Here is a 12,425-nt window from a genome sequence, read left to right as displayed (position 1 = left end):
AGCCGTTAGAAGTACCCATAAACCCAGCTGGCGTGGTACTCGTACCAGTAATACCAGGCGATCAGATACGGCACCTTGAGCAAGGATGCAGTCCCCAGCATGAACAACGAAAAGGCATTGAACACGGTGACGATCAGCGCGAACAGGGTCACGCGCCGGCTGGCATGGCGGCTGGCGAACCACACGCCATAGGCCGAGGCAGCGATGCTGCCCAGCCCCAGCAACAGCCCGAATGGGAATGGCAGCCGCAAAAACGACACCAGCAAGGGCAACACCAACACCCAGCCGATGACTTGACGCCGGATGTGGCGGGGAGTGGTTGGGGCGTATCCAGGCATTGCGTCATTCCGCTCTCGGGCTCAAGGGATGGTCATCATCACTATAGTGAACCCTTGCGCGCATTCGGATTTTACTGAGTATCCACCCGCTTCCCGCCGCTGCGTTTCTGGCCGCTCATCGCATTGATCGGCTGAAAGGCCCTCAAAACGTGGCGCCCAGCGAGAACGGCACGCGCAACGCTGCGATGGGCCCATCGCGGACCCCGCACATCTCGTCATGTGCGCACTGTTGCACCAGCACACAGGGGAAGGGCGTCACGCCCAGCAGCAGGTCTCGCAGGTGCGTGGTAGAGCGGATGCGCAGCGGCTGACCATCCTCTCCCAGCAGCGTCGCTTCCCCATGGTCAAAGCGGATGCGCGCCACATAGAAACCGCCTTCCAGCGACAGCAGTTGCAGCTCGCGGACTTCACCTTTTGCAGCCCGATCCGACAGCATTTGCTTATTCATCATTCACCCCAAGCCTGTTGACAGGCACGACAAGCGCTTTATTGGCGACGGAAAAACAACGTGACCTGGCCCCACTCGACACCGAACTTGGACATGCTCGAACGGTTGATCAGTGTGTCTTCGTCCATCAGGTACATCCAGTCGTCGAAGCTGACCTCATACACCGAACCGTCCACCGGCAGGTTGAGGCGGTAGCGCCAGCGCAGCGCATTCCCCGCCACTTCGCCGATGGCCTCGCCGACTACATCTCCGGCGCGCCCGCGCCAATGGCCCGGGCCATCCGGGGTCAGTGTCCACACCCGACGCTGGCGCGTGCCATCGCTGTACACAAAGCGCTCGTCGAGAATCAACTGCTCGCCTTCACGGCGGCTGTCGATCTGCACTTCAAAGCGCTTGACCACTTCCCCCGAACGCTTCTCAAAGATGCCCCAGGCCTTGACCGGTTTACTGAAGAATCGCTTCAGGTCCAGGGTGGGTTGCTGGTCGGCATAGTGATCGACCCCCACGCCGGTGCAACTGCACAGGCTTAGCACCAGCCACAGTGAAACCAACAGACGCGCCATGCTCTCACTCCATGAACGTGCGGGGAAAGAAACCCCGATAGGTCTTGATACTTGTACAGAAATATAAATTTGTACAGGTTTTTGCGGCAAGCAGCGGAGTGACCAAGCGCTGTGATGGCTGAATCGCATGCATAAAAAAACCGGCCACCAAGGACCGGTTTTTCAAGCGTTCCCGTCGGTAACTGCGTGACGGGAAGCACATTTGAGTGGAGCGGGTGAAGGGAATCGAACCCTCGTTATCAGCTTGGGAAGCTGGAGTAATGCCATTATACGACACCCGCTCAGAGCGGCTGACTTTGTACCAGATGTGCGCCGGGATTTGAAGTTTTTCTTTGGGAAATGTACGGGTTGCGCGCAGTGGCCGATCCGGCGAACGCACTCAATGCGCGTGCTGGCTTACGGTGGCGAGCCGGTTCGCTCGTCACCGTAAGCCAGCACTGAGCCTGTGTTTCACAGCGCGAAGGCGTGCTGGGTCTGGCCCTGGTCATAGCGCAAGCGGCTGGGGCGGCGTGTGTGTGTCAAGAAGCCCACCACGGCTTCACGGCTGTCCCTGCATGCCGCCTTGTGCTCCATGTCCAGGAAGTGCCCGGTGGCCTGGATGACGCTGAAGCTGCTGTGGGGCACGTAGTGCCCGAACTGCCTGGCGTCTTCGGCGCTGGTGTACTCGTCCCATTCGCCGTTGACGAACAGCACCGGTATATCGATTTGCCTGGCGGCCTTGAGGTAGCACAGTCGATCGCTGTTCAGTACCTGGCTGATGTGGAAATGCATTTGCCCGTATTCATGCTCGGCCAGGCTGCTCACGTGCTTGTAGTTGAAGCGCTTGAACAACGACGGCAGGTGTTTGCCGATGGTGGTATTGACCAGATGGCCGACGCGATCGCGGTCCAGGTTGCCCAGGTAGTCGACGCCGCGTTCGAGGTAGTCGCGCATGGGCGCGTTGATCACCGGTGAGAACGAGCTGATCACGGCCTTTTCCACCCGGCGCGGGCGCTGGGAGAGGGCCACCAGGGTGGCGGCGCCGCCCCAGGAAAACGACAGCACGTGTTCGGCGGCGAAATGGTCGATCAGCTCCAGCAGGATCTGGCCTTCAACGTCCTTCGTCAGCATATGCTCATGGTGGTTGTGGATCTTGGAGCGGCCGGCGTAGGGCTGGTCGTACAAAACCACATTGAACTGCGGGTGCAGGCTTTTCACGGTTTGGGCGAAGGATGCCGTGGTGGCCATCGAGCCGTTGACCAGGATGATGGTCTTTTCAGCAGCGTCCGCGCGATAGAACTCCGTGTAAACCCGATACTGACCCTGTATATCCAGCACAGCGATTTCTGGCCTCATGTCGTAAGACTCCTGGCAAGCGGGTAGGGCGCGCAGAACACTCTGCACGCGCTTTGTGACAGGCAGGCATACGCCTGGAAAAGGAGGGCCCATGTCGGTCCGATAACGGCTGGCCGGCGGGTGTTGTTATGGCGGGCGGTTTGCCTGGAAGGCCCGTGGATCAAGCGCGGGCGGGGCAAGGTAGGTCTTGGAGGTTATAGGCGACTCATCAGTCATAGTGCGGCTGACGTGGTGATTCAAGCAGCAGACCCGGGATGCCGCAAGGCGCTCGAACCGGTTTTTGCCTGCACCGGCTGAACGGTGGTCAGACCTGGCGGATTTCCGCGTCGGTCAATGCCCGATACTCGCCCGGCGCGAGGGTCGCATCCAGCTCCAGCGGCCCCATGCGCTCGCGGTGCAAATCGATCACTTTATTATCGAAATGCCCGAACATCCGTTTGACCTGATGGTAGCGGCCTTCGACGATGCTCAAGCGTGCAATCCTCGGTCCCAGCAACACCAGCTCGGCGGGCTGGGTGGTGAGGTCTTCGAAAGCAAAGTACAGGCCGGCGGCGAACGTCGCCGCGTACTCAGGGCCGATGTCCTGTTGGGTGTGGACCCGATACACCTTGGGCAACTTGGTCTGCGGTTGCGTCAGGCGGCGCGACCATTGGCCGTCGTTGGTGATCACCAGCAAACCGGTGGTATTGAAGTCCAGCCGCCCGGCGATATGCAGCTCGCCTTTATCCGGCTCGTCCAGCCAGTCGAGCACGGTCGGATGCCGGGCGTCCGCCGTCGCGCTCACGCAGCCCTTGGGCTTGTGCAGCATGAAATAACGCGCCGGTCTGCCCGCCTGCAGCACTTGCCCGTCCACGCACACCCGGCTGAATTCGCGCACGTCATGATGGGGATCGCTGACGGCCACGCCGTCGACGCTGATCCGGCGTTCCACCAGCAGCAGGCGCACTTGCTGGCGATTGAAGCGCGGCAGGTTGCTGAGGAAACGATCGACACGCATCAGGACGGGCCGGCGTCGCGCAGTTGCTGGTCGACCTGGGCGCAGCGCGGGCACAGGCAGGCCTGGTTGCGCAGTGCATCGGGCAAGGCTTGGAGCACTGCCGGATCGATGGTGACGCTGTAACACCAGCAGGGCTGGTCAACGCGGCGTGGGTCGGCCAGGGCGCAGTCGTTGCGGGCACCACAGGCGGGGCAGAGGGTGGGCGTGGTCATCGGTGGGTTCAGACGGTATCGGGCAAGGAGCCGGTCAATTCCGGCGTGCCTTGCACGATACAGGGCCGACCTTGCGTCGGCTACTCAGAGCTTGAACTTGCTCACCAGCACATTGAAGGAGGTGGCCAGGCGCGACAGGTCCTGGCTGGAGGCGTTGGTCTGGTGCGCACCGGCCGCGGTCTGGGTGGACAGGTCCTGGATATTGAGCAGGTTGCGATCCACTTCACGGGCCACCTGGGCCTGTTCCTCGGAGGCCGAAGCGATCACCAGGTTGCGCTCGTTGATCCTCGCCACGCTGGCGGTGATGCGCTGCAGCGCTTCACCGGCACTCTGCGCCAGGGTCTGGGTGTTATTGGCCCAGGTCAGGCTCTTGTTCATTGCCGCCACCGCGCCATCGGCACCGACCTGTACTTCGCCGATCATTTTTTCGATATCGACCGTGGACGTCTGGGTGCGATGGGCCAACGCGCGTACTTCGTCGGCAACCACGGCAAAACCACGGCCTTGCTCGCCAGCGCGCGCCGCTTCGATCGCCGCATTGAGGGCCAGCAGATTGGTCTGGTCGGCGATGCTGCGGATCACGTCGATCACCTTGCCGATTTCGCGCACCTGGTTGGCCAGGTCGGCGACCGATTGCGTCGAATCGTTGATCTCCAGCACCATCGACGACATGCCCGACACCGCCTGTTCCACTTGCTGGCGACCCTCCTCGGCTTCGGTGGTGGCCTGGTGCGAGGCTTGCGAGGTCGATACGGCGTTGCTCGCCACTTCGTCCACTGCGGCGGTCATCTGGTTTACGGCGGTGGCCGCCTGTTGGATCTCATCGTTCTGGCGGGTCAGGCCGCGGCTGCTTTCATCGGTGACCGCGCTCAACTCTTCGGCGGCCGAGGCCAGTTGATCAGCCGCATTGGCAATTTCCACCAGGGTGCTTTTCAGGCCGCCCTGCATGTCGGACAGCGCCATCAACAGTTGCCCGGCTTCGTCGGTGCGCTCGGTGAGAATGGCGTGGGTGAGGTCGCCGTCGGCAATGCGCTGGGCGCTCTGTACCGCCTGTGCGATGGGGCGCGTGATCAGACGGGTGATCAGCACGCCCACGCTGATGGCGATGATAAAGGCCAGGACGATGCCGCTGATCATCCACGTCAACGCGCTGTCGCGCAGTTGCTCGGCAGCGATGGCGCCTTCCTTGATCTGGCGGTTGTTGGAATCGATGATTATGCGGATCAGTTCGCGCGCCTGGCGGAACAGCTCGTTGTTGGTGGTGTTGAGCTCCACGCGGGCCTGGTCGATCTTGCCGCCGTCGAGCAGCGTCATGATGCGTTCGGCACTGCTGATGTAGGTTGGCCAGATCTGATCGAGCTTGTCACCGGCCGCCCGTTCGTCGTCTTCCAGCGGGGTTGCCCGGTAGGTGGCGTAAGCGCTCTGACTGCGCTTGAGTTCGTTGCCGATATCCTGGCGTACGCGGTCGCGGTCCTGCTGCGCCACATCGCCTCGGCTGGCGTCCATCAGGCGGTACAAACCTCGGTTGTGCGCCACCAGCCCATTAAGGGTGGCCGCCGTATTACTCACGGACACCAGGTTGTTGGAAAACGTCAGTTCCAACGCCGTGGCGAGCCGAACGACCCCCTTGATACCCAGCAGGCCGACCCCAAGGGTGACCAGCGCACACAGTAGAAATGAAAGCAGCAGCTTGGTTGAAATTTTCATGGCTCGAATCCGGGGATGTTAGCGAAGGATGCACGCTAGAGCCTCCCTGGCGTTGCGCGACATCATAATGACATCATCGTAAGCCGAAGAGTTTCGGTGTTTCAAAATTAACTGAAACGTTAAAGCTGAAGCCGCCGTGGGAGCCGCTGGCGACGTGGCTTCGGCGGCCTTGCCGCCGGTCGACATAGATGTATCAATGTGTTGCCGGAACGCACCAGATTCCGTTTTTGATGTCAGATATTTCGTCATTCGGTGAAAGCTGAATGCCGCCCTTCAGCGTCGCTGAAGGTGCTCCCTCGCGGTCCAGGAGGCCGCCATGTATCGACGAATGCTGCTCAGCGCTTTACTCGGTCTGACCCTTACCGCTTGCGTGCCTTATTACGATGGAGGCCAGAGCTATTACCGTTCCGAGGTCTACACCTCACCTGCACCGGCGTACTACTACGGTGGCGGTTCGGTGTATCAATACCGACGCGACTACTACCCGGCACCGCGTTATTACACGCCTGCGCCGCGCTATTACTCCGCCCCGCGTTACTACCAGCCGGCACCACGCTATTACCCTGCGGGCCCGCGCGCCGGCTACCGGCCTTATCCAAACCCCGGTTGGGGCGACCGTGGAGGGCATGGTGGCTATGACCGGGGCGACCGCGGCCATCGAGGTGATCATGGACAAGGCCGCGGCGGTCACCGCTGAAGGTCCTGAATGAGCAGCGGCGCATAGAGCGCCGCTTTTTTTGCAACCGTTTATCGGGACTGTCATTTATAACAGGTTTCTTTTTTGCCCAGGATGTCCTTCACTCACAGGATAGTGAGTGCCTTTTGGGGGCGTCCTTTGACCAGATCCATGTCCTGTCTACTTCTGCTGTTGAGCTGTGCGGTCATACAGACGAGCGCCGCGCAGGGGTGCCCGTACCCATCGACCGTTCGCTACGAAAAAAACCGGTTCCAGGCGCTTGATGGAAGGACCCTCTGGCGCAGCCCCAGCGTTCCGTACGACGGTTATGTCGAGCGTTTCGTAGGCGCTGTGTTTATTCCGAAGGAGGGGGACTCGCGCGACGAGGGGTATTTTGAACAGTGCATTTACAGCACTAACCGCGGCCAGTCGGTCGCATTACGCTACAGCGCGAAGAACGGCCCCTACAGCTTTTCGCTGACCGCGACATCGCACTGGCGTCTGGTCGAGGATCCCTTCGGCCGGGACGTGTACATCTGTGAAGACCGCCAGCCGGACAACTGCTCGTTTACCGTAAAGCAACTCCGAAGATAGCTGTCAGTAATCAGAAAGATCTGCCAGAGGATTCCTACCTTCCCACGCCTTGCTGAAATGCGCCTGCACCACGGCGTCGGGTACCGTGTTGATATCCGGCCAGTGCCAATGGGGCGTCTGATCCTTGTCGATCAACCGCGCCCGCACCCCTTCGGCGAACTCCGGGTGGCGGCAGCAATTGAGGCTTAGGGTGTATTCCATCTGGAACACCTGAGCCAGGGACAAATGACGCGCGCGCTGGATCTGTTCCCACACCAGATGCGCCGTCAGCGGGCATCCTTCGCTCAACGTCTTGCCGGTGCGGTTGAACAGCGGATCGGCATGCTCGCGCAGGGCACTCAGGGCCCGCCATGCACAGCGCACATCGCCCACGTCCAGCCAGGCGTCGATCTGTGCACGCCGCGGCAGCCACTGTGCTTCGGGCTGTTGGTCCTGCGCCTCCTGGGCCAGGGCCTTGAGCAGGCTGTTGAGTTGCATCGCGGTCTGTTCCTGCCAATTCAGTTGCAACAGGCCCTCGACCAACTGATCTTGTTGGTCATCGCGCAGAAAACGGTCGGCCAGCCCCAAGTCCAGGGCATCACGCCCATTGATATGCGCACCGGTCAGGCCCAGGAACACACCGAGTTTGCCCGGCAGGCGCGACAGGAACCAACTGGCGCCTACATCCGGGTACAGGCCGATGCTGATTTCCGGCATGGCCAGCCGGCTGCTCGGCGTGACGATACGCACCGCCGCGCTTTGCAGCAGGCCCATGCCGCCGCCCAGCACGTAGCCATGGCCCCAACAGATCAGCGGTTTGGGATAGGTGTGCAGGCGATAGTCGAGGCGATATTCAGCGGCGAAAAACTGCGCGCCCAGCGCGGGCACTTCACCGGGGTGCTCAAGGCACGCCTGGGCCAGGCTGCGTACTTCGCCACCGGCGCAGAACGCTTTGGGGCCATTGCCGCGCAGCAACACACAGACGATTTGCGGGTCTTTGGCCCAGGCTTCCAGGCGGTCGCCAAGGGCCAGAATCATCGGCAGGGAGAGGGCATTGAGCGTTTTTTCCGCGTCGAGGCTGGCGATGCCGATACGGGCGCCGCCGCTGCCGGTCAGTTCTTCAAAGTGCAGATTCATCGTGACCTCAATCGAGAAAGTGAAGGATCAGTATGATCCTTTGGTGGGAAAGTGCCGGTGGTGTGTCAGATCAATTGACAAGCGGAGTCGGCTTTCCTAGGGTTCGCCTCATTCTTTTTTTTACAAGACACTTCAACGATGACCGACGGCGACCGCATCAAACTCGAACCCAGCTGGAAAGACGCCCTGCGCGACGAGTTCGACAAGCCCTACATGGCCCAGTTGCGCGAATTCCTGCGCCAGGAGCATGCCGCCGGCAAAGAGATCTACCCGCCCGGCCCGCTGATATTCAATGCGCTCAATTCGACGCCCCTGGACAAGGTCAAGGTGGTGATACTCGGCCAGGACCCCTACCACGGACCTGGCCAGGCCCATGGGCTGTGCTTCTCGGTGCAACCGGGCGTGCCGGCGCCGCCGTCGTTGGTCAATATCTATAAAGAACTCAAGCGCGACCTGAACATCGACATCCCCAACCACGGTTATCTGCAGAGCTGGGCCGACCAAGGCGTGCTGATGCTCAACACCACCATGACCGTGGAGCGCGCCAACGCCAATGCCCATGCGGGTAAGGGCTGGCAGTTTTTTACCGATCGGATCATCGAGGTGGTCAGCGAGCACCAGCCGCACCTGGTATTCCTGTTGTGGGGCGCCCATGCGCAGAGCAAGCAGAAGCTGATCGACGCCACCAAGCACCTGGTGTTGACGTCGGTGCATCCGTCGCCGCTGTCGGCGTACCGGGGGTTTATCGGCTGCGGGCATTTCAGCCGCGCCAACAAGTTTCTCGAGCAGAACGGCGAGACGCCGATTGAGTGGCGCCTGCCGTTACTCTGAGCCGGGCGAAGATAGGCTACAAGCGGACTTGCGATACGGTGCCATTGCCGATATTGGCAACATAGGCGGTTCGGCCGTCGCGTGTCACGACGATACCCCGCGGTTTGTTGAAGCCCGCGAGCGTGCCGGTTACGGTTTGTGTACGGGTATCGAGTATGCTCACGCGGTCGCCATCGGTTTCCGTGATGTAGGCGAACTCGAGCATCGTATGAAATGCCACCTGATAGGGGCCTAGCAATCCGTCCAATATCTTACTGACCTGTGCGGTGGTGGTGTCGCCGATATATACCTCACCTCGATCCCTATAGGCGATATAGACCCGCGCACTGAAGCGAGCGTGAGCAATGGAGGTAGATTGACCGGCAACGGTATGGGTTTGGCTCACAACCCTGTTGGTCCCCAGGTTGACGCTGGTCCATCCGTCCAGATCCGAGGCGAGGTGTGAACGGGCGTTGCCTGGCGCTACCGTAATCTCTCGAGGGTAACGCACTTGGGTGGCGGCGATGCGCTGGTGGCTGGAGGTATTGATCACCACCACTTCTGAGGCGCCATGGTCAGCTACATACAAGCGTGCTCCAGTAGAATTCAACGTCATGCCATTGATGGTAGTAAACCCCTTGATCTGTTCGCTGACGGTATCGGTCAAGGTGTCTATCACTGTGATTGGCGTATCGCTGGCCTGACTGTTATCGCTGGCATAAAGACGTGGGGCAGTGGGGTGCATGGCCAGCCAAACGGGTGACCCCACATTGGTGATTGTCCTGAGGACGCTGAAGGTCGCTGTGTCTATGACACTAATGCCTTGGGGGAGTGTGGAGCTTGCGACATACAGGCGTGTTCCGTCCCCATTGAGTACCAGGTGATTGGGGGCCCCCTGGACGGCAACCGTATTGACGATCGCGGCGGGCTCTTCATTGTCGTCGTTTTCGAGCGTTATTTCGGTTGGGGTCGCCATGATTGCAATCCTCAGAGGGGAGTCGCTCCATAAAAGGCCCTAAAGGTAGGTTCGGCTAGCTGTGAAAATTGACAGTTCCGACAAATGGTCGTGGCCCTGGAGGGCCACTTTTGGCGGTCAGGGTTGGCGGTTCCAGCGCCTGAACAATGGTTCGGCCAAAAACAGCACAAATAGCAGACGCATCACTTGCATCGCCGTCACCAACGGCACCGATAATTGCAGTGTCTCCGCCGTCAGGCTCATCTCGGCAATGCCTCCGGGCATCATGCCCAGGGTCAGCGAGCGCAGGTCCAAGTGGGTGAGGGCGCTCAGGCCCACGGCGGCCAGCGTCGCCAGTACCATGGTCAGGGCGGTGCCGATCAAGGTGCGGGCCATGAACGATGGGGCGCGGCGGAAGAACTGGCGATTGAAATGGCAGCCCAGGCCGCTGCCGATCAGCCATTGGCCAATCTGGCTGCCGCCGTCGGGCAGGCCGATATGCAAATCCCAGACAACGCTGGCGGTCGCACTGACCAATAACGGGCCGAACAACCACGGGTTTGGCTGACGCAGGCGCTGCCAACCCCAGGCCACCAGAGCCCCGAGTGGAAACAGCAACGCCAGCCACGCCCAACTCACCGGTGCCGGATGAAACTGCGGCGCGCCGCCCCCCAGCAAATACTTGAAGATCGCCGGTACGCACAGCACCACCGCCAGCACGCGCAGACTCTGCCCCGCCGCGACACGGCTGAGCACCGCGCCATTGCGTGCGCCGAGGTTGACCATCTCACCGGACCCGCCCGGCATGCTGGAGAAAAACGCGGTGGCGCGGTCTTCACCGCTGCGGCGCATCAGCCACACGCCCACCACGCTCGACAGGCTGGTGACCAGCGCGCCGAAGAAGATCAGGCCGAAGTGGCTCATCACCTGCTCGATCACCACCGGGGTGAAGTGCAGGCCGATGCCGATCCCCACTACCCACTGGCCGCATTTGCGCCCGCCGGGAATCTCCGCCAACTGCCACGGCGTGAGGCAGCGCACCAGAATGATCGCCAGCAACGAGCCGACCATGTACGGCAACGGCCAGCCGATCAGGCTGGCCAGGTAACCGCCGGCCAGGCCGACCAGCGGTGTTCCCCACCACTGTTTAAAGGTGACCTCAGACATCGGCCACGGCGCGACGCTGCAGGGCGCGTTTGCGGTAGATGCGGATCAGCGGAAAGACCAGCATAAACGCCGTCAGCACCCAGACACCGAAGGTTATCGGGCTCGACCACAGAATCTCCAGCGCGCCGTTGGAGATCGACAGCGCGCGGCGCAGGTTCTGCTCCATCAGGCCACCGAGGATAAAGCCCAGCAGCACCGGCGACAGCGGGAAGTCCAGCTTGCGCAGGATATAGCCGAAGATGCCGATCCCGACCATCAGGAACAGGTCGAACGTGGTGGCATGCACCGCGTACACACCGATCGCGGTAATAATCGCAATCACCGGCACCAGCGCCCAGTTCGGCACGGCGAGGATGCGCGTGAAGAGACGGATCATTGGGATGTTGAGGATCACCAGCATGATGTTGGCGATAAACAACGAGGCGATCAGGCCCCAGACGATGTCCGGTTGCTGTTGGAACAACAGCGGGCCGGGGGTGATGTTGTACAGCGACAGTGCGCCGATCATCACCGCCGTGGTGCCCGAACCGGGCACGCCCAGCGTCAGCATCGGCACCAGAGCGCCGCAGGCGGAGGCACCGATTGCGGTTTCCGGGGCGGCGAGGCCGCGCATATCGCCCTGGCCGAACTTGCCGCTGGCGCCGGCCATGCGTTTCTCGGTCATGTAGGCCACGGCCGAGGCCAGGGTTGCGCCGGCACCCGGCAACACGCCCATGATGAAACCCAGCAGACCGCAGCGGATGTTCACCACGAACACCGACGCCGCTTCCTTGACGTTGAACATCATGCGTCCGGTGGCCTTGACCGCTTCCTGGCCACGGTGGGTTTTTTCCAGCAGCAACAGGATCTCACTGATGGAGAACAGGCCCAGCACCAACACGACGAACTGGATGCCGTCGGTGAGGTGAATGTTATCGCCGGTAAAACGGTACACGCCGCTGTTGGCGTCGATGCCCACCGCCGAGAGGAACAGCCCGATCAATGCCGCGACAAAGGTCTTCAACGGCTTGTCGCCGGCCATGCCGCCCAGGCACACAATCGCGAACACCATCAGGACGAAATATTCCGCCGGGCCGAAGGCAATCGCCCACTTGGCCAGCAACGGCGCAAACAGCACCATGCCACAGGTGGCGATAAACGCACCGATGAACGAACTCCACGCCGACAGCGACAGCGCCACACCGGCCAGGCCCTTACGGGCCATCGGGTAGCCATCGAGGGTGGTCATTACGGTGGAGGCCTCGCCCGGAATGTTGAGCAGGATCGAGCTGATCCGGCCGCCGTATTCGCAGCCCAGGTACACCGCCGCCAGCAGGATCAGCGCCGATTCCGGCGGCAGGCCCAGGGCGAAGGCGATGGGGATCAACAGCGCCACGCCGTTGATCGGGCCCAGGCCCGGCAGCAGGCCGACCACGGTACCGATCAAGGTGCCGCACAGGGCGGTCACCAGGTTGTAAGGAGACAGCGCCACGCCGAAGCCCTGGCCCAAGTAGCCGAAAGTATCCAT

The 12,425-nt window shown here is 61.4% G+C and carries 14 protein-coding genes, 1 tRNA gene and 1 pseudogene; 3 read left to right on the top strand and 13 right to left on the bottom strand.

What is annotated here, in order from left to right:
* Positions 1–5 precede the first annotated feature (5 nt).
* The 9 genes and pseudogenes from G7025_RS21645 to G7025_RS27275 form a co-directional block, all read right to left on the bottom strand.
* A complete protein-coding gene (locus G7025_RS21645; protein WP_181081126.1) occupies positions 6–338 on the bottom strand; it encodes a hypothetical protein in 333 nt (110 codons plus the stop codon).
* A 142-nt stretch (positions 339–480) separates the two neighbouring features.
* The gene (locus G7025_RS21640) at positions 481–786 is read right to left on the bottom strand and encodes a DUF6482 family protein (protein WP_181081125.1); all 306 of its coding nucleotides are present in this window, start codon (positions 784–786) and stop codon (positions 481–483) included.
* Between the two features lie 38 nt (positions 787–824).
* On the bottom strand, positions 825–1,349 hold the full coding sequence (locus G7025_RS21635) for a DUF3833 domain-containing protein (protein WP_181081124.1): 525 nt from the start codon (positions 1,347–1,349) through the stop codon (positions 825–827).
* Between the two features lie 207 nt (positions 1,350–1,556).
* Positions 1,557–1,630: transfer RNA gene (locus G7025_RS21630), tRNA-Gly, on the bottom strand.
* A gap of 169 nt (positions 1,631–1,799) precedes the next feature.
* Positions 1,800–2,684: an alpha/beta fold hydrolase gene (locus tag G7025_RS21625; RefSeq protein WP_181081123.1), complete on the bottom strand. Its 885-nt coding sequence runs from the start codon at positions 2,682–2,684 to the stop codon at positions 1,800–1,802.
* A gap of 304 nt (positions 2,685–2,988) precedes the next feature.
* Positions 2,989–3,681 carry a pseudouridine synthase gene (locus tag G7025_RS21620; RefSeq protein ID WP_181081122.1) on the bottom strand — a complete coding sequence of 231 codons (693 nt, stop codon included), beginning with the start codon at positions 3,679–3,681 and terminating at the stop codon, positions 2,989–2,991.
* Positions 3,681–3,893 (bottom strand): cysteine-rich CWC family protein, encoded by a 213-nt coding sequence (locus G7025_RS21615; RefSeq protein WP_181081121.1) that lies wholly within the window; start codon positions 3,891–3,893, stop codon positions 3,681–3,683. Before G7025_RS21615 ends, G7025_RS21620 begins: the two co-directional genes overlap by 1 nt.
* An 84-nt stretch (positions 3,894–3,977) precedes the next feature.
* Positions 3,978–4,841, bottom strand: a complete 864-nt coding sequence (locus G7025_RS27280; protein ID WP_409523076.1) for a methyl-accepting chemotaxis protein — start codon at positions 4,839–4,841, stop codon at positions 3,978–3,980.
* A pseudogene (locus G7025_RS27275) lies at positions 4,836–5,600 on the bottom strand (MCP four helix bundle domain-containing protein); the annotation flags it as partial. The pseudogene G7025_RS27275 and the gene G7025_RS27280, both read right to left, overlap by 6 nt.
* A gap of 316 nt (positions 5,601–5,916) precedes the next feature.
* On the opposite strand from G7025_RS27275, the gene G7025_RS21605 reads away from it, so the two are divergent.
* Both G7025_RS21605 and G7025_RS21600 read left to right on the top strand, forming a co-directional pair.
* Positions 5,917–6,297 carry a hypothetical protein gene (locus G7025_RS21605; protein WP_181081119.1) on the top strand — a complete coding sequence of 127 codons (381 nt, stop codon included), beginning with the start codon at positions 5,917–5,919 and terminating at the stop codon, positions 6,295–6,297.
* A gap of 150 nt (positions 6,298–6,447) precedes the next feature.
* Positions 6,448–6,870 carry a DUF3757 domain-containing protein gene (locus tag G7025_RS21600; RefSeq protein ID WP_181081118.1) on the top strand — a complete coding sequence of 141 codons (423 nt, stop codon included), beginning with the start codon at positions 6,448–6,450 and terminating at the stop codon, positions 6,868–6,870.
* 3 nt (positions 6,871–6,873) lie between these two features.
* On the opposite strand, the gene G7025_RS21595 is transcribed toward G7025_RS21600, so the two are convergent.
* Positions 6,874–7,986, bottom strand: coding sequence for an enoyl-CoA hydratase/isomerase family protein (locus tag G7025_RS21595; protein ID WP_181081117.1), 1,113 nt, complete (start codon positions 7,984–7,986; stop codon positions 6,874–6,876).
* A gap of 138 nt (positions 7,987–8,124) precedes the next feature.
* Between G7025_RS21595 and ung the strand changes: the two genes are divergently transcribed.
* Positions 8,125–8,817 carry a uracil-DNA glycosylase gene (gene ung / locus G7025_RS21590; protein WP_181081116.1) on the top strand — a complete coding sequence of 231 codons (693 nt, stop codon included), beginning with the start codon at positions 8,125–8,127 and terminating at the stop codon, positions 8,815–8,817.
* A gap of 16 nt (positions 8,818–8,833) precedes the next feature.
* On the opposite strand, the gene G7025_RS21585 is transcribed toward ung, so the two are convergent.
* The 3 genes from G7025_RS21585 to G7025_RS21575 form a co-directional block, all read right to left on the bottom strand.
* Entirely contained in the window at positions 8,834–9,772 is a 939-nt protein-coding gene (locus G7025_RS21585) for a YncE family protein (protein WP_181081115.1), read from the bottom strand.
* Between the two features lie 117 nt (positions 9,773–9,889).
* Complete coding sequence (locus G7025_RS21580) at positions 9,890–10,918, bottom strand: AbrB family transcriptional regulator (RefSeq protein WP_181081114.1); 1,029 nt, start codon at positions 10,916–10,918, stop codon at positions 9,890–9,892.
* Positions 10,911–12,425, bottom strand: a complete 1,515-nt coding sequence (locus G7025_RS21575; protein WP_181081113.1) for a tripartite tricarboxylate transporter permease — start codon at positions 12,423–12,425, stop codon at positions 10,911–10,913. Before G7025_RS21575 ends, G7025_RS21580 begins: the two co-directional genes overlap by 8 nt.

The organism is Pseudomonas lurida, from assembly GCF_013522705.1.
Classification (GTDB): Bacteria; Pseudomonadota; Gammaproteobacteria; order Pseudomonadales; family Pseudomonadaceae; genus Aquipseudomonas; species Aquipseudomonas quebecensis.
Note: the sequence above shows the minus strand (reverse complement) of the source record. Positions and strands in the feature narration are given on the sequence as shown.

Excerpts from the sequence above, each read along its gene's own strand:
- G7025_RS21645 (WP_181081126.1), bottom strand. The coding sequence starts at position 338 with ATGCCTGGATACGCCCCAACCACTCCCCGCCACATCCGGCGTCAAGTC.
- G7025_RS21615 (WP_181081121.1), bottom strand. The coding sequence starts at position 3,893 with ATGACCACGCCCACCCTCTGCCCCGCCTGTGGTGCCCGCAACGACTGC.
- G7025_RS21640 (WP_181081125.1), bottom strand. The coding sequence starts at position 786 with ATGAATAAGCAAATGCTGTCGGATCGGGCTGCAAAAGGTGAAGTCCGC.
- G7025_RS21605 (WP_181081119.1), top strand. The coding sequence starts at position 5,917 with ATGTATCGACGAATGCTGCTCAGCGCTTTACTCGGTCTGACCCTTACC.
- ung (WP_181081116.1), top strand. The coding sequence starts at position 8,125 with ATGACCGACGGCGACCGCATCAAACTCGAACCCAGCTGGAAAGACGCC.
- G7025_RS21595 (WP_181081117.1), bottom strand. The coding sequence starts at position 7,986 with ATGAATCTGCACTTTGAAGAACTGACCGGCAGCGGCGGCGCCCGTATC.
- G7025_RS21585 (WP_181081115.1), bottom strand. The coding sequence starts at position 9,772 with ATGGCGACCCCAACCGAAATAACGCTCGAAAACGACGACAATGAAGAG.
- G7025_RS21620 (WP_181081122.1), bottom strand. The coding sequence starts at position 3,681 with ATGCGTGTCGATCGTTTCCTCAGCAACCTGCCGCGCTTCAATCGCCAG.
- G7025_RS21625 (WP_181081123.1), bottom strand. The coding sequence starts at position 2,684 with ATGAGGCCAGAAATCGCTGTGCTGGATATACAGGGTCAGTATCGGGTT.
- G7025_RS21600 (WP_181081118.1), top strand. The coding sequence starts at position 6,448 with ATGTCCTGTCTACTTCTGCTGTTGAGCTGTGCGGTCATACAGACGAGC.
- G7025_RS21635 (WP_181081124.1), bottom strand. The coding sequence starts at position 1,349 with ATGGCGCGTCTGTTGGTTTCACTGTGGCTGGTGCTAAGCCTGTGCAGT.
- G7025_RS21580 (WP_181081114.1), bottom strand. The coding sequence starts at position 10,918 with ATGTCTGAGGTCACCTTTAAACAGTGGTGGGGAACACCGCTGGTCGGC.
- G7025_RS21575 (WP_181081113.1), bottom strand. The coding sequence starts at position 12,425 with ATGGATACTTTCGGCTACTTGGGCCAGGGCTTCGGCGTGGCGCTGTCT.
- G7025_RS27280 (WP_409523076.1), bottom strand. The coding sequence starts at position 4,841 with ATGCAGGGCGGCCTGAAAAGCACCCTGGTGGAAATTGCCAATGCGGCT.